Here is a 19,198-nt window from a genome sequence, read left to right on the forward strand (position 1 = left end):
CCTTTTGATCGAAAAAGGCGGCGTCTTCTGAAGCTTTTTGGAAACAGATTATCCAAAAAACATTTGTAATTTCAGGATGTTATTAAGCCTGACGTTTCAAACAGCTTCTGAAAATTTTATATCCATTTCAGCAGGTTGCTGGCCCTTACGCTTCAAACCGTCTCTTGGGCCATATTTTCCATGGCCTCCTGGAGGTGGTTTTTCACACGCACAGCAGCGCATCGGCCGTCGCTTCGGGGTGGGTGCCAGGCCTCAGCACACGACGCAGTGCCGCCGGATACAGCAGGTGTTCCTGTGTCAGGATGCGTGCGGCCAGGCTGTCTGGCGTATCGCCGGACAGGACCGGTACCGCCGCCTGGCCTATGATCGGGCCTTCATCCATCACTTCCGTAACCAGATGCACGGTGCAGCCATGCAGCCGCACCCCCGCCTGCAGGGCGCGTTCATGCGTGTGCAGCCCCGGGAACGATGGCAGCAGGCTGGGATGGATGTTGAGCATCCGTCCCGCCCATGCCTGTGTCAGGAACGGCGTCAGCAGGCGCATGTATCCGGCAAGGCATACGACCTCCACCCCCGCATCGCGCAGGGCGGCGTCGATTACACGTTCGTGCGCCGCGCGTTCACGGCCAAAGGTGCGGTGGTCGATCGCTTTGGTCGCAAGCCCTGCGGCCCGCGCGGTCTCCAGCCCTGGCGCATCGGGGTTGTTGCTGATGACGATGGCGATGCGTGCGGGATAATCCGGTGCCGCACACGCCGCGATCAATGCACCCATGTTGCTGCCACGCCCGCTGATCAGGATACCGATCGGGCGTTTCGTCATGGCCGTCATCCTCAGGCGCCCGCGCCTGCCGTGCCGAAAGCAGGGTCTACCTTCATTTCCAGCGATGCCGCGGCTTCCGCGTTCTCGGCGGCATCGATCCGGCCGATGATGTGGGCGCTCTCCCCGGCATCATGCAGATGCTTCATCACCGCTTTGGGCTCGCGTGTCACCAGTATCATGCCAAGGCCACAGTTGAAGACACGCAGCATCTCTTGCGTTGAGACCTGTCCCACCTGCGCCAGCCAGTCGAACACGGGCGGCACAGGCCATGTGGCGTCGATCACGGCGCGCAGGCCATGGGGCAGGACGCGCGGCAGGTTGCCGGGCAGGCCGCCGCCGGTAATGTGCGCCGCCGCCTGCAACAGGCCCGCACGGTGCAGGTTCAGGACCTGATGGACATACAGCTTCGTCGGCGTCATCAGTGCCTGCGCCAGCGTCTGCCCGTCCGCGAAGGGACATGGCGCGTCCCAGGCCAGGCCAGAACGTTTCACGATGGCGCGCACCAGCGAAAACCCATTGGAATGCACCCCCGCCGATGGCAGGCCGATCAATGTATCCCCCGCGCGGATATCGCGCGGCAGCAGGGCGTCGCGTTCGGCCGCCCCGACCGAGAACCCGGCAAGGTCATAATGCCCGGCGGCGTACATGCCCGGCATTTCCGCCGTCTCCCCCCCCACGAGGGCACAGCCGGAGCCGGAGCAGCCAGCGGCGATCCCGCGCACCACCTTGGCCGCATCCTCCACCGACAGGTGCCCCGTTGCGAAGTAGTCGAGGAAGAAAAGTGGTGTCGCCCCCTGTACCACAAGGTCGTTCACGCACATCGCCACCAGGTCGATGCCCACGGTTTCATGCAGTCCGCTTTCAATCGCGATCATCAGCTTCGTGCCGACGCCATCGGTGCATGACACCAGCACCGGGTCGGTAAAGCCCGCCGCCTTCAGATCGAACAGGGCGCCGAATCCACCCAACCCGCCCATCGTGCCGGGGCGGTCGGTCGCGCGGGCCGCGGGCTTGATCACCTCCACCAGTGCGTCGCCCGCGGCGATGTCCACGCCCGCATCGCGATAGGTCGCGCCCGCGGCTGCATCCGCGACGCCGGTGGACGGAGGGGTGGGGGAGGAAGAAGCAGCGGAGGTCATGCGCAAGGGCCTTCATCGTCAAACTATCGCTTCCCCGGACTCCCGCACGCAGGCTATGGAGGACGCAATGGATGCGACAGCATTGGGGTCAATACGGTCTTTGCGCTTCTTTACGTCAAGCCGGGGCCGGGCTCCAAGCGGTGGTTGGGCGCACGGGCCTGAAAACGGAGAAAATGCCGATCCGCGACACGATCGGGCAGCTTGTGTTGCCCTTTGCGCACATGCAGCACTTCACGCGCGCGGATTTCGTGGCCGCGCGGTCCAATGCGGTTGCGCGCGCATGGCTGCTTGGCCGCACGGCATGGCCGGACCGGCGGCTGGCGCTGTGGGGCGCGCGGGGATGTGGCAAGACACACCTGCTTGAAATCTGGGCGGCGGAACATGATGCCGTGCTGCTGTCGGGGGCGGATCTGACGTGCGGGGATGTCGCGCGCCTGTTCGGTGCAGGGCGCGGGTCCGGGGTGGTGGCGATTGCGGTGGATGATGCCGAATGCTGCGCGGATGAACGTGCCGTTCTGCATCTGCTTAACGGTGCGCGCGAACATGGCATGGCCCTTGCCCTGAGTGGCCGCCGACCGCCCGCGCGCTGGCCCGTGACGTTGCCTGACCTTGCCAGCAGGTTGCGTGCGACCATGGCGGTGGAGGTGCGCCAGCCAGAGGATATGTTGCTGCGTGTCGTGTTGCTGCGCCTTCTGGCGGAACGCCAGATCGTCGTCGCCCCCGCCATCGTGGACTGGCTGCTGCCCCGCCTGCCGCGCACCGCCGCGACCATGCTGGAGGTTGCGCGGCGGCTTGACCATGCCACCCTTGCCACGGGACGGGCGGTGACACGTGCGATGGCGGTCGGGGAACTGCATGACCTGCTGACGCACGATCCACTGGCGCACGATCCGGTCATTACGGACCCGGCTGTAACGGGCGGCGTGGAATAGCCCGTCCCCTCTGGTCAAGGTTTGAAGTGCTGTCCTAGTGTGGGCGGACCTGTTTTCCGGCCATGCCTGTCCCCCTGCGGTGGCCCCCAATCGGGAGATCGAGTTCCTTGTCCAGACCTCCGCGTAAGTCAGCCACCACCACCCCGGCGGCAAAGGACGCCAAGGCCGCGCCGCGTCGTCCCGCCACGCGCCGCACGCCGCGCGCCCGGACGACGCGCAAGGAGCCCCCGGCCGCACAGGCGCTTGTGGTGCATGACGCCGTGCCGGAACCGCCATGCCCGGACCTGAACTCCCCCGAACGTTTCATCAATCGTGAACTGTCATGGCTCGACTTCAACCAGCGCGTGGTGGACGAGGCGGATAACCCGCGCAATCCCCTGCTGGAGCGGGTGCGATTCCTGTCCATCAGCGCCAGCAACCTTGACGAATTCTATTCCGTGCGCGTCGCGGGCCTCGTGGGGCAGGTGCGCGAGGGGCTGATTACGCCTTCACCCGACGGGATGACCCCCGCGCAGCAATTGCTGGCGGTGCGTGACCGTACCGCCCGCCTGCTGCATGAACAGCAGCGGATCTGGCGCGACCTGCTGCATGAACTCTCTGGCGCGGGCATCGTCTTGTGTGACGAGGACCAGCTTGATACGGCGGAGCGTGAGTGGCTGGACACATGTTTCATGGAACGTGTGTTCCCGGTGCTGACGCCGCTTGCGATCGACCCGGCCCATCCGCTGCCGTTCATTCCCAACATGGGGATCGCGCAGGCCCTGCGCCTGATGAATGCCCGCACCGGGCAGTTCGTGATGGAGGCGCTGATCCTCCTGCCCGCGCGTATCGAACGTTTCATCCGCATGCCCGATTCCCTGTCGCCACCGGGACAGACGCGCTTCATCCTGCTCGAACGTCTGATCGTGATGTGCATCGGCCGCCTGTTCCCCGGTCTTATCGCCGGGGAATGGGGCGTGATGCGTGTCGTGCGCGACACGGACGTGGAGTTCGAGGACGAGGCGGAGGACCTGGTCCGTTCGTATGAAAGCGCGCTCAAGCGCCGTCGTCGCGGGGTGGTCATCCACCTTGATATCGAGGCGCGCATGCCCGAGGACCTTGCCCGTTCGATGGCGGCATCACTCGACGCCCCCCCTGATGAGGTGCTGGTGCAATCCGGGCTGATCGGGGTGGTCGATCTGAAGCAGATGATCGTCGATGACCGGCCCGACCTTCTGTTCCCGCCCTATACGCCGCGTTTCCCTGAACGGATCATTGATTGCGGGGGCGACTGCTTTGCTGCCATCCGTGCGCGCGACATGATCGTGCATCACCCGTTCGAAAGTTTCGATGTGGTGGTGCAGTTCCTGCGCCAGGCGGCGCTGGACCCGGCGGTGGTGGCGATCAAGCAGACGCTGTACCGCACGTCGCGCGACAGCCCGATCGTCAAGGCCCTGATCGAAGCGGCGGAGGCAGGCAAGTCCGTTACGGCAATGGTCGAACTGCGCGCGCGTTTTGACGAGGAGGCGAATATCCGCCTTGCCCGCGCGCTGGAGGCGGCGGGCGTGCAGGTGGTCTTTGGCTTCTCCGACCTCAAGACCCACGCCAAGCTCAGCCTCGTCGTCCGGCGCGAGGGCGGCACGTTGCGGTCTTATGCGCATTTCGGCACCGGCAATTACCATCCGATCACCGCGCGTATCTATACCGACCTGTCGTTCTTTACCTGTGATCCCGAACTGGTGCGCGATTCAGCGCGGCTGTTCAATTACATGACCGGCTATGCCATGCCCGCGCGGATGGAGGCGATCGCGTTTTCGCCTGTCACCATCCGCTCCACCCTCAATGACCTGATCGAGGCGGAAATCGCGCATGTGAAGGCCGGGCGGCCGGGGCGCATCTGGCTCAAGATGAACTCCCTTGTCGATCCGGGACTGATCGACAGGCTGTATGCGGCGTCATGCGCGGGGGTGCATGTCATGGCGGTGGTGCGCGGCATCTGCTGCCTGCGTCCCGGGGTGCCGGGGCTTTCGGAAAATATCCGGGTGAAGTCGATCGTGGGGCGTTTTCTTGAACATGCGCGCATCTATGCCTTTGGCAACGGGCATCGCCTGCCGTCGCGCAATGCGAAACTTTATATCTCATCGGCGGACTGGATGGTGCGCAACATGGACTGGCGTGTCGAAAGCATGGTGCCCATGCGCGACCCGGCGGTGCATGCGCGCGTGCTGAACCAGATCATGATGGCGGACCTGAAGGACAACCTGCAGTCATGGATATTGCAGCGCAATGGGGTATGGAGACGGCTGGAACCGGGACGCACGCCGTTTTCGGCGCACGAATATTTCATGGAACATCCCTCTGGCGGTGGACGTGCCCCCGGTGATGGCGGTATCCGCGTCAGCGCATCCCAGCCGTGGCATACGGAGCAGAGTATTGAGGATTGAGGACACAGCGTCATGGTCGGCATGAACATCATCCCTGACGTGCCCACCCCCGCCACCATGGCCGGGGCCCCGGCGTGAGCGGCGCATCGGGGCAGGACCGTTCCGCCGTCATCGACCTGGGTTCGAATTCCGTGCGCCTGGTGGTGTTTGACGGGATTTCGCGTAACCCCATCCCGATCTTCAATGAAAAGGTGGTCCTGCGCCTTGGCCGTGGGCTGAACGCGACGGGCCTGCTGAATGAGGAGGCGGTGCCCATGGCGATGGAGGTCATGGCCCGTTTCAACGCCATTGCGCGCGGCATGGATGCCAGCCCGTTTGAGGTACTGGCCACCGCGGCGGTGCGTGACGCCACCAACGGGCCGGAATTCGTCGCGGGCCTGCGGTCGCGCCTGCCGGGTGTGCCCATCCATATCCTGTCGGGGGAGGAAGAGGCCGATTATTCCGCGACAGGTGTTTTGTGCGGGATTCCCGATGCTGACGGGCTGGTGGCTGATATTGGTGGGGGGTCGCTTGAACTGATCCGCCTGGTGGCGGGGCAGAAGCTGAATGCCTGCACGCTGCCGCTTGGGGTTATCCGGCTTAATGACCGGGCGCAGGGCGACCTTGCACAGGCACGGCAGGTTGTGGACACCGACCTGTCACAGATCGGCTGGCTTGATGATGTGCGCGGGCGTTCGCTGTATCTTGTGGGGGGCGGGTTCCGTGCGCTTGCGCGGTTGCAGATCGCGCGTACGTCCTATCCGCTTAATATCGTGCATCTGTATGAACTGGGTTCTGATCCAGCGCGGGAGATGGCGGACTGGATCATCGGGTCATCGCGCCGGACGCTGGAACGCCTGCCCGGTGTTCCGCGCAAACGGCTGGAGGATGCGCCGTTCGCGGCGACGGTGCTGCGTCGGCTGATCCGCCGGTTGCAGCCCACGCGCCTCGTCTTTTGCGTCGATGGCCTGCGAGAGGGGTGGTACATGCGCAAGGTCGCAGCCGCCGTGGCGGATATGGACCCGCAGGAAGCCGTCGCGCGTGAGATGTGCGCAAGGTTGGGCCGCAGCATGACGCTGCCGATGCGTCTTGCGACATGGACGGCCCCACTTTTCCCAGGGGAGGGGGATGTGGCGCGCCGCCTGCGCCATGCCGCGTGCTGGATGTCGGATGTCGGTTCGTATGACCATCCCGAATACCGGGCGGAGCAGACATATCTGCGGATACTGCGCATGCAGGGGGTGGGCTTCACGCATGAGGCCCGCGCCTTCCTCGCCCTGACGCTGGCGATCCGGTACGGTGTTGACATGACGACCCCCTGCCTCGAACCCTCGCGCCTTTTGCTTGATGAAACGCAGTTCGCGCGGGCGCAGGTGCTGGGTCAGGCGCTGCGTCTGGCCTACAGCGTCAGTGGCGGGACGGATGCGTTGCTGCGCGGGACGGAACTTGTGCTGGATGATGGTGGCCTTGTCCTGCGCTTTGCATCGGGGCGGGCCGTGGTGCAGGGGGAAAGCGTGCGGCGCCGCCTTGAACGGCTGGGCGCCAGCCTGTCCATTGCCACACGGATCGAGGAAAGCGCCTGATTACGGCGTCCTTGCAGGCGTAAGGGATTGTTTAAAAACAGATCATTGATAAAAACAAGCAAAGTTTCTGGGGGCCGCCTTTTTTCAGAAATGCGGCGTCTTCTGAAGCTTTTTGGAAACAGCTTCGCCAAAAAAATTATAATTTCAGTGTGTTATCGAGACTTACTTTTCAAGAAGTCTCTAAGTAAATGGCAAAGGTTCGTGGGACTCCTGCTGAAACCTGTGCCATTGCGATCAATCAGTCATGCATGGCGGAGGGATGATGCTGCTGGTGCGCGGTGGAACGGTGGTCACGGCCGAGGCGTCATTCAGGATCGACATCCTGTGTGGCGATGATGGGGAGATCGCCGCGATTGGTCCCGCGCTTGACATCCCCACCGGATGCGATGTGCTGGATGCGGGTGGTCTGCTGGTGATGCCCGGCGGCGTGGACCCGCACACCCGCATCGGGCCGGATGAGCAACGTATCGCGGCATTGGCGCCTGTCCTGCTGGCGGCGGGGACGACCACGGTGATCGAATGTGTCGGCGGGCCGCGTGGACGTGGCATGCGTGCGGCATGGCAGGACTGGCGGCGTGGCTGGCGGCATGCGGTGCGCGGTGGTGGCGTCGATTTTTCGGCGCATATGGTGATCGGACAGTATGACGGTGATGTCGCGCGCGGCATGGCGGAGGTGACGCAGGCATGTGGCGTGAACTCCTTTCGCCTGTCCTGTGGCGGGGAAATGGATGACACGCAGGTCATGGGCGTGATCGACCATGCCATGGAACTTGGCGCGTTATGTGCGCTCGACGCGCATGGGGGGCTGGTTGCGGCCTACCTGCGCGCGGGTCTGGACCGGGCCGGAATCGACAGTGCGGAGGCACAGGCCCTGTCCTGCGCCGCACCGGTCGAGGGCAGCGGTATCGCCCGTGCCATCATGATGGCAGGCATGCTGGGCGCGCCGGTCCATGTCGGGCCGGTTTCCACGCGCGACGCGGTTGACGCCATTACGGCTGCCCGCCTGCGCGGGCAGCGTGTCAGTGCGGAGGTGCTGCCCCGGCATCTTGTGCTGGATGGGGAGGGGTATGAGGTCTTTCCCGGCTGTGACGCACTGCCACCCCTGCGTGACGGCGCGCAGCATGCCGCATTATGGGGTGGGCTGGCGTCGGGTATGCTGGGCATGAGTGCGAGTGGCGCCGGGGCTGACGGGGGCCTGGCGGGGGAGGCATGCATGCCCGACCTTGCGGGACGCATGGGGCTGCTGTGGCATCATGGTGTTCGTGCCGGTCGCCTGTCAGCGGAGGATTTTGTCGCCATGACCTCCGCCAATGCGGCGCGTGCATTTAACATCTATCCCCGCAAGGGGGCGATCATGGTGGGGGCGGATGCTGACCTGCTGCTGTGGGATGCGCACGGTGCTGTGCATGTGCTGTCATCATGTTACGGCGCGCCGGTTGTCTCTGGCGCGGTCGTGCATGTGGTGCGCGGTGGCGTTGTGGCGTACTCGGCAACGCAGGCGTGCGTTGCGGGTGGGGGACGGCATGTCGATCGCCCCTGTTTCGGGCGTGACCTTGCGCCGCGCGTCCGGCGCAGGGCGCATCTTGCGGCGCAGGGATGATGGTGCGCCTCATCTTTCGCGTATCATACTTCCGCTCGCGGTCCCTTTGGTCGTGGTGGGGGATGCGGTCATCATTCGCAGGGTCCGTGTCATGTCGTGGGGCCGGGGGCGCGCCACATGCGGCGCTGTCCGATGGGGGGATGCGCGTGATGGTGGTGCGGCCTTCGGGATGGTGGGATGGCGTGTGATGCGTGATGGTGGAACGATAACGCCATGTCGTCATGCGTCATGGGTGGTTTCGGATATGGTCGTACCGTCTGTCGTGGTCGGGTGAAGGAAATGCCGTCATGAATGAACCCGTACTGCGCACCCCGCGCATGATGCGCCTGCACGCCCGGGGAATTTCCTATTTCAACGCCGTGCGCGAATGCCGCTCCATCCGCGAGGCGGCGCGCCGGCTGAACGTCACCCCGTCCGCCCTGACCCGGCAGCTTGCGCAGATGGAGGCGGAAGTCGGCGCGCCGCTGTTCGATCGCCTGCCCGAAGGCATGGTCCTGACGGAGGTGGGGCGCATCATGGCGCGGCACATCGTCACCGTCATGCAGGATGCCGCCCGGACGGAGGAACAGATCAACGCCCTGTCAGGTCGGCAGGACGGGCGGCTGCGCATTATGGCGGTGGAGGGGGTGACGGGGCAGCTTCTGCCGCCGCTGCTGGAACGGATCACGCGGATGTATCCGGCGGTGGACCTGAATGTGGAAATCGGATCACCAAAAAACATCGTCTCCGCCCTGCAGGATGGCAGCGTGGATCTGGGCATTGCGTTTTCACTGGCCCTGTATCCCGACCTGCGGCGTGTCGCGGTGGCGCATTTCCCGGTGGGCGCGGTGGTGCGCCCCGACCATCCCGTCGCCCACCTGCGTACTGTCACGATCGAGGAATGCGTCCGCCATCGCCTGATCCTGCCAACGCGCACCCTGTCGCTGTACCGTGTCATGGAACCGATGCTGCGCCCATGGCATGAACATCTGCATGTCGTGCTGCATACCGGGTCGATCGAACTGACCAACCGCATGGTTGCCGCGGGCAGCGGGCTTGCGTTCCAGTCGCCGCTTGCGGTGGAGATGCAGGCCGGGCACGAAAGCCTGTGCCATGTGCCGTTGCGGGATACACGCGCGGTGACGGACCTTGGGGTCTATGTGCGTGAATCACGCTGGCTGCCGCCATTGCTGGAAACGGTGATCGAGGAATTGCGTCAGGAACTGCGCCGTATCCAGGGCGTGGGCGATGAGAAGGTCCTCTAGCCCGGGGCCTGCGTTCCCGGCCTGCTGTTCTGTTTTTGGAAACAGAATGGTCAGATCATTCTACTGGACGAAACACCTGCCCCCCTGATTACACTGTCCCATCAACGGTGCGGTTGGGGGGACAGCCTATCATGGCGTCGGGGGACGCCATGTCCGCTGCATCGGTAACGACGCGAATGCCAATGGACGCGAATACCAGTGGGCGCGAATGACAGTGGGACAGGCAGATGACGATGCACGGACATGACGGCGCGGATGCACGCGATGGGCTTGATGCGCTGCGCAGGGCCGTGCGGCGTGACCTTGGGGTTATTGGCTATCCACGGCGCGAATGGGTGCCGCCGCGCCATCATGACGGGCGACGCGTGCTGGATGTCGCGATCATTGGCGCGGGACAGGGCGGTCTGGCCACGGCTTTCGCCCTGAAACGTGGCAGCATCGACAATGTGCAGGTCTTTGATCGCGCCCCACGCGGGGGCGAAGGGCCGTGGGTCACGTTCGCCCGCATGATTACCCTGCGCACGCCCAAATATGTCACCGGCCCCGACCTTGGCGTGCCCAGCCTGACGCCGCGTGCGTGGTTCGAGGCACGTTATGGGGCGCAGGCGTGGGAAAAGCTCGACAAGATCCCGCGTCAGGACTGGCAGGCCTATCTGGACTGGTATCGCGATGTCCTCGACCTGCCGGTGGCCAATGACCACATGTTCGAAGGGGTGACGTGGGAAGACGGCTTGCTGCGCCTGTCATTTTGCACCTCAGCGGGTGAGAGGCGGGTCCATTACGCGCGCAAGCTGGTGCTTGCGACCGGGATCGAGGGGGGCGGCGAATGGCATGTCCCTGCCTTCATCCGTGAAAACCTGCCGCGCGCGCGTTTCGCCCACACATCGGAAACGATTGATTTCGCGGCCCTGAAGGGCAAGCGCGTGGGCGTGCTGGGGGCGGGGGCTTCGGCATTCGACAACGCGGCCACCGCGCTGGAGGCGGGGGCCGGGTCGGTCACGCTGTGCCTGCGCCGTCGCGCCATCCCCTCGGTCAACCCGTATCGCTGGATGGAAAATACCGGTTTCCTCGCCTATTTCTACGCGCTGGAGGATCGGCTGCGCTGGGGCTTCATGCAGCGCATCTTTGAACTGAACCAGCCACCGCCGCAGGACACGTTCTGGCGGTGCCGCCAGCATGCGAATTTCGCCTATCATACCGGCTGTCCATGGGATGACGTGCGGATGCGCGGGGAGGAGGTTGTCGTGCAGACCCCCCAGGGCGAGATGACGTTTGATTTCGTGATTATCGGCACCGGTTTCACGGTGGACCTGTCACGCCGTCCCGAAACCCGTTCGTTCGCGCATGCCGTGGCCCTGTGGGGGGAGCGTTATACCCCACCCGAGGACGAGGGAAGTGCCGTATTGGGCAGCTATCCCTATCTGGGGGAGCGGTACCAGTTCATCGCCCGCGATCCTGCCGACCCGCTGGCGCCGATGCTGGCGAACATCCATAACTTCACGTTTTCCGCCACGCCGAGCATGGGGCTTTCGGGCGCCTCCATCAGTGGCATGCGCTTTGGTGTCGAACGTCTGGCGCAGGGGCTTGGGCGGGACCTGTATGTCGCGGACGGACAGGCCCATCTCGACAGCCTGCTGGCGTATGACACCCCCGAACTGATCAGCCTTGACCCTCCGGCCTGTGATCCCGTCTAAAAGAAGGCGCTAACTGACACACAGATCCCGGAGATGACGTGCATGAGCAGCCCCTTGAATGACGATGCGGTACCTCCCCCCAAGCCCGCCGCAATGCTGGCGCAGGGCGGTGATGACATCTTTCCCGTGGTTCAGGCGGCGCGCTGTATCGGGTTGACCGTGCCGCCCGCCTGCATGAACGATGTGACCGCGAATGCCGCGCTGTTGCAGGGATATGCCGATCTGCTCAATGGCCTTGTCCTGCCTGATACGTGCGAACCGGCGGGGGAGTATATCCCATGACGCAGACATCGAACGACGTGCGCCCGAACGACACGTGCCCGAACTCGGCGTTGCAGATCGCGCAGGACGTGCGCGCCGGGCGGCGCAGCGCCGTTTCCGTCATCACCGGTGTCATTGCGGATATCGAGGCACGCGACACCCGTTTCAACAGCGTGACGCGCATCTTTGGCCCCGCCGCCGTGGCGCGCGCAGAACATATAGACCAGCGCATCGCCCGGGGCGAGGATCCCGGCATGCTTGCGGGGGTGCCGTTCGGCGTCAAGGACCTGTTCGATATCGCGGGGGAGGTGACGACGGCAGGTTCCCTCGTCCTGCGTGGCAACCCGCCGGCGCAGGAGGACGCAACGGTCGTCGCCCGACTTCAGGCACAGGGCGCGGTCGCGGTCGCCAGCCTGAACATGGACGAATTCGCCTATGGCTTCTCCACTGAAAACGCGCATACCGGCACCACGCGCAATCCGCATGACACGGCCTGCCTTGCCGGTGGGTCGTCGGGTGGTTCGGCGGCGGCCGTAGCGGCGGGTATCATGCCGTTTGCGCTGGGGTCTGACACCAACGGCTCCATCCGTCTGCCTGCCGCGTTGTGTGGCGTATGGGGCCTGAAGCCGACATTCGGCCGCATTCCGCGCAAAGGCGCCTATCCCTTCGCCGCCAGCCTTGATGTCGTGGGGCCGATGGCGGATACGGTGGAGGATCTGCATGCCGTGTTCGGCATCATGGATGGCCGTAAGCCCGAGGCACTGCCCGATGTCGCGTCGTTGCGGATCGCGCGGCTGGGTGGATGGTTTGCGCGCAACATTGATGCCGGGTTCGTCGCCGCGATTGATGATGTGATGCGTCACCTCAACAGCACAACGGTTGTCGAACTGCCGGAGGTCGCACGCGCACGTGCCGCATCGTTCCTGATTACGGCAGCCGAAGGCGGCAGCCTGCACCTTGGCCGCCTGCGCCAGCGTGCGATGCAGTATGACCCCGCGACGCGCGGCCGCCTGATGGCGGGGGCGATGCTGCCATCTGCGACGCTGGTGCAGGCGCAGCGTTTCCGTAGCTGGTTTCGCGCGCGTATCCACGAACTGTTCAGCCATCATGACGTTGTTGTCGCACCCGCGACCGTCGGTCCCGCACCGCGCATCGACCAGCCCACCATCATGGTGGAAGGGCGCGTGGTTTCGGCGCGTGCGAACCTGGGCCTGTTTACGCAGCCCATCAGCCTTGCGGGTGTGCCGGTGCTGTCCGCGCCGCTGGCGTGTCCGTCGGGCCTGCCGCTGGGGCTGCAACTGATCGGTGCGCCGGGGGCGGAAGCCGCGCTGTTTGCCGTGGCGGGGGAATTGCAACGTGCGGGACTTGCGCGCTGTGTGCCGCTGACCACGGGGAACTGACGACCATGCTCAATACGCCGCGTTCGTGCCGGGGGATGGTGACATCGCCCCATCACCTTGCCAGTCAGGCGGGCCTTGATATCCTCAAGGCCGGGGGCACGGCAATCGAGGCCGCGGTGGCCACGGCGGCGGCACTGGCGGTTGTCTATCCACATATGACCGGCATTGGTGGCGATGCGTTCTGGCTGACGCTGTGGCCGGACGGGCGTGCGCAAAGTATTGACGCCAGCGGGGCTGCGGCCATGAAGGCCGATGTCGCGTTCTACCGCAATGCCGGGCAGGCGCGCATCCCATGGCGCGGGCCACTGGCGGCGAATACGGTTGCGGGCACCGTTTCGGGTTGGGACATGGCCCTGGGATGGAGCCATGCGGTACAGCCCGGCCTGCCGCTTGGCCGGATATTGCGCGATGCGATCCATTACGCCGAACAGGGCGTGCCGGTCACGGCCGGGGCGGCCGACATTACGCGCGCCAAGGTCGATGAACTGCGTGCCGTTCCCGGCTTCGCCGATCAGTTCATGCCTGCGGGTCGCCTGCCGCAGGTGGGTGATATCCTGCATAATCCCCGCCTTGCCCGCACGCTGCGCATGCTGGTGGATGATGGGCTGGACAGTTTCTATCGTGGGCGTATCGCATCGGACCTTGCCGCCGACCTTGCCTCGCTTGGCAGCCCGCTTGCCCTGTCGGACCTGCAGGCCCACCGTGCTGTACACCAGCCCGCATTGCATGCGCGGGTGCGCGGGGCGGACCTCTATAACGTCGCACCCCCCACGCAGGGTGTGGCATCGCTGCTGATCTTGGCAGTGTTCGACCGGCTGCGCGCTGCGAAGGCCGACAGTTATGGGTACATGCACACGCTGGTGGAGGCGACGAAGCTTGCCTTTCGTTATCGTGACACGCATGTGGGCGACCCGGCGCTGATGACGGTGCAGGCGCAGGATATCCTTGATGACGCAGGTGCGCTGGACCGTATGGCGGCTGTCATTGACCCACAGCGTGCGGCCCCATGGCCCCACCCGTCACAGGCGGGCGATACGGTGTGGCTGGGCGTGGTCGATTCCGACGGGCTGGCCGTCAGCATGATCCAGAGCCTGTATTTCGAATATGGATCGGGTGTCGTCCTGCCCCGCACCGGCGTGGTGTGGCAGAACCGGGGCACCAGCTTTGGCATGGACCCCGACGGGTGGAACGGCCTGCGTCCGGGGCGCAAGCCCTTTCACACGCTCAATCCCGCTGGTGCGCGTTTCGATGACGGGCGCACCATGGTCTATGGCACCATGGGGGGCGAGGGACAGCCACAGACACAGGCGGCTGTCTTTACCCGCTATGCCTATTATGGCGTGCCGTTGCAGCGCGCGGTGACCGCCCCGCGCTGGCTGCTGGGCCGGACATGGGGGGAGGACAGCGTCAGCCTGAAATACGAAGACCGCTTTGACCCTGAACTGATCGCGCGCATGCAGGCGGCAGGCCACCAGATGGAGCGGATGGAACCGTTTACCTCCACCATGGGACATGCGGGCGCGCTGGTGCGGCATGAAAAAACCGGACTGATCGAAGGGGCGACCGACCCGCGCAGCGATGGGGCCGTGGCGGCATGGTAGGTCTGGACATGCAGCCGATTACCGTCCCGCCGCCATCGGGGCAGCGCGTGCATGCGCGGTGTGACCTGCTGGGGCATGCGCCCTATTCCGATGATGCGCAGGGGCTGTTTCGTCCCTATCTTGGCGCAGGATACCGCGCGACGCTGGACCGGATCGCAGCATGGATGAGTGACGCGGGTATGTCCGTGCGCGTGGATGCGATCGGGAATGTGGTGGGGCGTTACGAAGGCATCGCGCCAGATGCGCCATCGCTGCTGATCGGGTCGCATGTGGACAGCGTGCGCCATGGCGGGCGGTATGACGGGATGCTTGGCGTCATACTCGGGATCGAGGTGGTGGCAGCCTTTGCGCGGGTGGGGCGGCGCTTTCCCTTCGCGCTCGAAGTGATCGGTTTCGGGGATGAAGAAGGATCGCGCTTTCCTGCCGCGATGCTGACCTCACGCACGGTGGCGGGGGTGCGTGAGGGGTTCGACCTGTCGATGGTCGATGGCGACGGGATATCGCTGGCCGCGGCGCTTGCGGAATTCGGGCTTGACCTTGCGGCCATTGACGACGCCCGGATCGCGCCCGGTCGTGTCCTGGCCTATGTCGAGGCACATATCGAACAGGGCCCCGTGCTGGAGGCCGAAGGCCGCGCGGTGGGGGTGGTCAGCGCGATCGCGGCACAGCATCGTTATCGCGTGACGATGCAGGGCATGGCGGGGCATGCCGGCACCATGGCCATGCATCTGCGCCGCGATGCGCTGGCGGCGGCGGCAGAGGCGATTGGCACGGTGGAGCGTATCGGGCGTGCCGGCCCTGCTGATCTTGTCGCGACGGTGGGACGGCTGGAGGTTCTGCCGGGGGCGGCCAATGTCGTGCCTGGTGACGTGATGTTCACCATCGACGTGCGTGCGGGCACCAATGCGGTGCGTGATGCGGCGGCGGGGGAAATCCTGTCCGAAATCCGTGACATTGCCGCCCGCCGTGACATCGTCCTTGGCGTTGCGCTGCAACACGACCTCGATGCGACGCCATGTGATGCGCACCTGACGGAACTGATGGAACAGGCGGTGGTGGACGTGACCGGCGCACCGGCGCGCGTACTGGTCAGTGGCGCAGGCCATGATGCGATGGTCATGGCGCATCTTGTCCCTGTTTCCATGCTGTTTATCCGTTGTGAAAAGGGCATCAGCCACAATCCCGCCGAAGCCGTAAGCACGGCGGATGTGGAGGTTGCCTTGCGCACATTGACGGATTTCGTATGCCTTTTTGAAAGACGTTGCTGATGACACAGAACATTTTTGGTCAGATCGACCCCCCGTCACGCATGTTGATGGGGCCGGGGCCGGTCAATGTGCATCCGCGTGTGCTGCGGGCCATGGCTGCCGACATGCTGGGGCAGTTCGACCCGGAAATGACCACCTATATGAACCAGACTATGGCATTGTACCGTACGGTCTTCATGACGGAAAACCGCTGGACACTGCTGGTGGATGGCACGGCCCGCGCGGGGATCGAGGCGGCATTGGTGTCGTTGCTGGAACCGGGGGCGCGACTGCTGATCGTGCGGGCAGGGCGTTTCGGGCTGTTACTGTCGGAAATTGCACAGCGGATCGGCGCGGAAATCTTTACCATCGACATTCCGTGGGGTGAGGTTGCGACCCTGAAGCAGATCGAGGATGGCATTATTGCCCATCGGCCGCATGTCCTGGCCTGTATCCATGGCGATACGTCCACCACCATGGCGCAGCCGCTCGATGGGGTGGGGGAACTGTGCCGCAGGTATGATGTCCTGTCCTATGTCGATGCAACGGCGACGCTGGGCGGGATGCCGGTCGCGACCGACCGGTGGGGTGTGGATATCGTGACGGGGGGCCTGCAGAAATGCATGGGGGGGCCGCCCGGTTCCTCGCCCATCACGATTTCGGACCGCGCCGCTGACTACATCATGTCACGCCGGCATGTGGAGGCCGGGATACGTGGGGCGAATACCACGGACGGGATGCGCCCGCGCATTGCCTCGAACTATTTTGATCTGGCGATGATCATGGAATACTGGTCCGAACAGCGCCTGAATCACCATACAGAGGCGACGAGCATGCTGTACGCCGCGCGCGAGGCCGCGCGCATCATGGTGGAAGAAGGGGTGGAGGCACGTTTTGCCCGTCATGCCGCAGCCAGCCGCGCGATGGGCGCGGGCCTGCGGGCAATGGGCCTGACATTGTTCGGCAGTGACGAACACCGCATGACCAATGTAACGGGTGTGTATATTCCCGACGGCATTGATGGCGAACGGGTGCGCACGCGCATGCGCGATGATTTCGAGATCGAGATCGGTTCCGCCTTTGGCCCGTTGCAGGGGCGCATCTGGCGGATCGGGGCAATGGGATACAATGCGGCAAAGAACAGGGTGCTGCTGACGCTCGGCGCGCTGGAGGCGGTGTTGCGGCACGAAGGGCATAACCTCGTCTCCGGCCGTGCGGTGGATGCGGCATTGGCGGCGTATGGGGCGTGATGTGATGGCACAGCCCAATGAATATCCCAATGAATATCCCATTGGATATCTCGGTGAATATCCCCGTGACCTTGTCGGTTATGCCGCATCCCCGCCCGATCCGAAATGGCCCGGTGGTGCGCGCATCGCGGTACAGTTCGTCATTAATTATGAGGAGGGGGCTGAAAATTCCATCCTGCATGGTGATCGCGGGTCCGAAGCATTCCTGTCCGAAATGATCGGTGCGCCCTCCATCCCCGGTGCGCGCGCGATCGCGATGGAAAGTCTGTATGAATATGGGGCGCGGGCCGGGTTCTGGCGCCTGCACCGGATTTTCACGCAACGGCGGCAGCCGGTGACGGTCTTCGGTGTGGCCATGGCCATGGCCCGTAATCCCGATGCCGTGCGTGCGATGAAGGATGCAGGGTGGGAAATCGCCTCCCACGGGTTGCGTTGGATTGATTACCAGCACATCCCCGAAGCGGTGGAACGTGCCCATATCGCCGAATGTATCGCGCTACATACGCAGGTGACGGGATCGCGCCCCCTGGGCTGGTATCAGGGGCGTACCAGCCCCAATACCGCGCGACTGGTCGCGCAGGAAGGCGGCTTTGTCTATGATGCGGATTCCTATGCCGATGACCTGCCCTATTACGACCGTGGCAATGGGCGTGCGCAGTTGATCGTGCCCTATACGCTCGATGTGAACGATATGCGTTTCGTGGCCCTGAACGGCTTTACCGAAGGGGAGCAGTTCTTCAATTACCTGCGCGACACGTTCGATGAACTGTATGAAGAAGGGGCAAGCACGCCAAAGATGATGTCGGTGGGGCTGCATTGCCGTGTGGCCGGGCGACCGGGCCGTGCGCGGGCCGTGGCGCGCTTCCTTGATTACATCGCCGCAAAGGAACGGGTCTGGGTCGCGACACGACTGGATATTGCACATCACTGGCTGTCGGTGCATCCGGCATGACATCGGCCATCGCACGCGCAAATGCGCTGGACGAAGCAGGTTTCATTGAACTGTTCGGTCCCATGTTCGAACATTCCCCATGGGTGGCCGAACGCGCGCTGGATCATCGTCCGTTCGCCGATGCCGCGCATATGCTGCGTGTCATGGATCATGAAATGCGCCGCGCCACGGATATGGAGCAGATGTCCCTGATCCGTGCGCATCCCGAACTTGCGCGGCGGGCCGGGATGGACCCGACGCTGACGGATGCATCAGCGGCCGAACAGGCATCGGCGGGGCTGGATCGCCTGACGCCGGAGGAATTCGCGCGGTTCAGGACGCTCAATGAGGATTATGCGGCAAAATTCGCCATTCCGTTCATCATCTGTGTGCGCCTGTCGGACAAGGCGCGGATACTTGAAGAAATGGCGCGGCGGCTGGCGCATGACCCGGATACGGAAATCGGCGCGGCCCTTGATGAAATCGCGAAGATTGCTGCCTTGCGACAGGCCGATATCCTGGGACGACTGGAGGAAACATCATGAGCACCCTTTCGACCCATGTCCTTGACCTTGTCTCGGGACAGCCTGCGGCGGGTATGGAAATCACCTTGTGGTCGGGGGGGGAGCGCCTATTCGTGGGCATGACCAATATCGATGGGCGCTGCCCTGACCTGTCGGTTGCGGTGGGGGATATGCCCGGTGGCAGCTATCGGCTGGAATTCGCGGTTGCGGCCTATTTCCGGGGGCGGGGGGTGGCGCTGTCGGACCCGCCGTTCCTTGATATCGTGCCGATCGCATTCGGTATGGCGCAACGCGCCCCGGGGGAAAAAGGGGGGCATTATCATGTACCGCTCCTGGTCTCGCCTTATGGGTTTTCAACCTATCGCGGAAGCTGAAAATCCGAAAAAACCAGAGGGTCACAGTGTGTTTGAAAAACTTGGATGCCGCTATCTTGTGAGGGAATGAACGGTCCTGAGGAAGGATTTCGAAAAAAATCCTGAAAATCGTTGTGTTTATTCAAAGCAAGGAACTGTTTAAAAATAGACCATTGATAACATCCTGTAATTATAAAGGTTTTTGGTGAAGCTTTTT

The 19,198-nt window shown here is 64.0% G+C and carries 18 protein-coding genes; 15 read left to right on the forward strand and 3 right to left on the reverse strand.

All coding sequences use genetic code 11. From position 1 onward, the window contains the following. Positions 1-202 precede the first annotated feature (202 nt). Positions 203-829 carry a phosphoribosylglycinamide formyltransferase gene (purN, locus tag B7G66_RS11075; protein WP_003618261.1) on the reverse strand — a complete coding sequence of 209 codons (627 nt, stop codon included), beginning with the start codon at positions 827-829 and terminating at the stop codon, positions 203-205. A 2-nt stretch (positions 830-831) separates the two neighbouring features. Then, complete coding sequence (purM, locus tag B7G66_RS11080) at positions 832-1,959, reverse strand: phosphoribosylformylglycinamidine cyclo-ligase (RefSeq protein WP_003618263.1); 1,128 nt, start codon at positions 1,957-1,959, stop codon at positions 832-834. 173 nt (positions 1,960-2,132) lie between these two features. Between purM and B7G66_RS11085 the strand changes: the two genes are divergently transcribed. The 15 genes from B7G66_RS11085 to uraH all read left to right on the forward strand — a co-directional run bounded on the left by B7G66_RS11085 (position 2,133) and on the right by uraH (position 19,002). Further along, on the forward strand, positions 2,133-2,891 hold the full coding sequence (locus tag B7G66_RS11085; protein WP_003618264.1) for a P-loop NTPase family protein: 759 nt from the start codon (positions 2,133-2,135) through the stop codon (positions 2,889-2,891). A 62-nt stretch (positions 2,892-2,953) separates the two neighbouring features. Beyond that, positions 2,954-5,314 carry an RNA degradosome polyphosphate kinase gene (locus B7G66_RS11090; protein WP_174805754.1) on the forward strand — a complete coding sequence of 787 codons (2,361 nt, stop codon included), beginning with the start codon at positions 2,954-2,956 and terminating at the stop codon, positions 5,312-5,314. A gap of 74 nt (positions 5,315-5,388) precedes the next feature. After that, complete coding sequence (locus B7G66_RS11095; protein WP_003618268.1) at positions 5,389-6,876, forward strand: Ppx/GppA family phosphatase; 1,488 nt, start codon at positions 5,389-5,391, stop codon at positions 6,874-6,876. Positions 6,877-7,120: 244 nt separating this feature from the next. After that, a complete protein-coding gene (locus B7G66_RS11100) occupies positions 7,121-8,476 on the forward strand; it encodes an amidohydrolase family protein (protein ID WP_048859194.1) in 1,356 nt (451 codons plus the stop codon). Next, complete coding sequence (locus B7G66_RS11105) at positions 8,400-8,750, forward strand: hypothetical protein (protein WP_141312782.1); 351 nt, start codon at positions 8,400-8,402, stop codon at positions 8,748-8,750. Before B7G66_RS11100 ends, B7G66_RS11105 begins: the two co-directional genes overlap by 77 nt. Before the next feature lie 13 nt (positions 8,751-8,763). Further along, a complete protein-coding gene (locus tag B7G66_RS11110; RefSeq protein WP_003618274.1) occupies positions 8,764-9,720 on the forward strand; it encodes a LysR family transcriptional regulator in 957 nt (318 codons plus the stop codon). Between the two features lie 227 nt (positions 9,721-9,947). Continuing rightward, positions 9,948-11,414: an NAD(P)-binding domain-containing protein gene (locus tag B7G66_RS11115; RefSeq protein ID WP_003618276.1), complete on the forward strand. Its 1,467-nt coding sequence runs from the start codon at positions 9,948-9,950 to the stop codon at positions 11,412-11,414. Positions 11,415-11,456: 42 nt separating this feature from the next. Next, positions 11,457-11,696: a DUF4089 domain-containing protein gene (locus B7G66_RS11120; RefSeq protein WP_003618277.1), complete on the forward strand. Its 240-nt coding sequence runs from the start codon at positions 11,457-11,459 to the stop codon at positions 11,694-11,696. Beyond that, complete coding sequence (locus B7G66_RS11125; RefSeq protein WP_003618279.1) at positions 11,693-13,075, forward strand: AtzE family amidohydrolase; 1,383 nt, start codon at positions 11,693-11,695, stop codon at positions 13,073-13,075. Before B7G66_RS11120 ends, B7G66_RS11125 begins: the two co-directional genes overlap by 4 nt. A gap of 5 nt (positions 13,076-13,080) precedes the next feature. After that, the gene (locus B7G66_RS11130) at positions 13,081-14,676 is read left to right on the forward strand and encodes a gamma-glutamyltransferase family protein (protein WP_003618280.1); all 1,596 of its coding nucleotides are present in this window, start codon (positions 13,081-13,083) and stop codon (positions 14,674-14,676) included. Beyond that, positions 14,670-15,944 (forward strand): allantoate amidohydrolase, encoded by a 1,275-nt coding sequence (locus tag B7G66_RS11135; protein WP_231106237.1) that lies wholly within the window; start codon positions 14,670-14,672, stop codon positions 15,942-15,944. The genes B7G66_RS11130 and B7G66_RS11135 overlap by 7 nt, the downstream gene beginning before the upstream one ends. Beyond that, positions 15,944-17,173, forward strand: coding sequence for a pyridoxal-phosphate-dependent aminotransferase family protein (locus B7G66_RS11140; protein WP_003618284.1), 1,230 nt, complete (start codon positions 15,944-15,946; stop codon positions 17,171-17,173). Before B7G66_RS11135 ends, B7G66_RS11140 begins: the two co-directional genes overlap by 1 nt. Positions 17,174-17,177: 4 nt before the next feature. Then, positions 17,178-18,125 carry an allantoinase PuuE gene (gene puuE, locus B7G66_RS11145; RefSeq protein WP_048859197.1) on the forward strand — a complete coding sequence of 316 codons (948 nt, stop codon included), beginning with the start codon at positions 17,178-17,180 and terminating at the stop codon, positions 18,123-18,125. Beyond that, positions 18,122-18,649, forward strand: coding sequence for a 2-oxo-4-hydroxy-4-carboxy-5-ureidoimidazoline decarboxylase (uraD, locus tag B7G66_RS11150; protein WP_003618287.1), 528 nt, complete (start codon positions 18,122-18,124; stop codon positions 18,647-18,649). The genes puuE and uraD overlap by 4 nt, the downstream gene beginning before the upstream one ends. Continuing rightward, complete coding sequence (gene uraH / locus B7G66_RS11155; RefSeq protein WP_003618290.1) at positions 18,646-19,002, forward strand: hydroxyisourate hydrolase; 357 nt, start codon at positions 18,646-18,648, stop codon at positions 19,000-19,002. The genes uraD and uraH overlap by 4 nt, the downstream gene beginning before the upstream one ends. Here uraH and B7G66_RS18415 read toward each other — a convergent pair. Continuing rightward, a partial coding sequence (locus tag B7G66_RS18415) for a hypothetical protein (RefSeq protein WP_206778193.1) occupies positions 18,987-19,198 on the reverse strand: 212 nt, incomplete at its 5' end. The genes uraH and B7G66_RS18415 overlap by 16 nt on opposite strands.

The sequence above is a fragment of the Novacetimonas hansenii JCM 7643 genome, from assembly GCF_000964405.1.
Taxonomy (GTDB): Bacteria; Pseudomonadota; Alphaproteobacteria; order Acetobacterales; family Acetobacteraceae; genus Novacetimonas; species Novacetimonas hansenii.

Bases quoted from the DNA above. Each gene is read 5' to 3' on its own strand.
- uraH (WP_003618290.1), top strand. From the start codon at position 18,646: ATGAGCACCCTTTCGACCCATGTCCTTGACCTTGTCTCGGGACAGCCT.
- B7G66_RS11105 (WP_141312782.1), top strand. From the start codon at position 8,400: ATGTCGATCGCCCCTGTTTCGGGCGTGACCTTGCGCCGCGCGTCCGGC.
- B7G66_RS11125 (WP_003618279.1), top strand. From the start codon at position 11,693: ATGACGCAGACATCGAACGACGTGCGCCCGAACGACACGTGCCCGAAC.
- B7G66_RS11135 (WP_231106237.1), top strand. From the start codon at position 14,670: ATGGTAGGTCTGGACATGCAGCCGATTACCGTCCCGCCGCCATCGGGG.
- B7G66_RS11115 (WP_003618276.1), top strand. From the start codon at position 9,948: ATGACGATGCACGGACATGACGGCGCGGATGCACGCGATGGGCTTGAT.
- purM (WP_003618263.1), bottom strand. From the start codon at position 1,959: ATGACCTCCGCTGCTTCTTCCTCCCCCACCCCTCCGTCCACCGGCGTC.
- B7G66_RS11090 (WP_174805754.1), top strand. From the start codon at position 2,954: ATGCCTGTCCCCCTGCGGTGGCCCCCAATCGGGAGATCGAGTTCCTTG.
- uraD (WP_003618287.1), top strand. From the start codon at position 18,122: ATGACATCGGCCATCGCACGCGCAAATGCGCTGGACGAAGCAGGTTTC.
- B7G66_RS11120 (WP_003618277.1), top strand. From the start codon at position 11,457: ATGAGCAGCCCCTTGAATGACGATGCGGTACCTCCCCCCAAGCCCGCC.
- B7G66_RS11085 (WP_003618264.1), top strand. From the start codon at position 2,133: ATGCCGATCCGCGACACGATCGGGCAGCTTGTGTTGCCCTTTGCGCAC.
- puuE (WP_048859197.1), top strand. From the start codon at position 17,178: ATGGCACAGCCCAATGAATATCCCAATGAATATCCCATTGGATATCTC.
- B7G66_RS11130 (WP_003618280.1), top strand. From the start codon at position 13,081: ATGCTCAATACGCCGCGTTCGTGCCGGGGGATGGTGACATCGCCCCAT.
- purN (WP_003618261.1), bottom strand. From the start codon at position 829: ATGACGGCCATGACGAAACGCCCGATCGGTATCCTGATCAGCGGGCGT.
- B7G66_RS11140 (WP_003618284.1), top strand. From the start codon at position 15,944: ATGACACAGAACATTTTTGGTCAGATCGACCCCCCGTCACGCATGTTG.
- B7G66_RS11110 (WP_003618274.1), top strand. From the start codon at position 8,764: ATGAATGAACCCGTACTGCGCACCCCGCGCATGATGCGCCTGCACGCC.
- B7G66_RS11100 (WP_048859194.1), top strand. From the start codon at position 7,121: ATGCATGGCGGAGGGATGATGCTGCTGGTGCGCGGTGGAACGGTGGTC.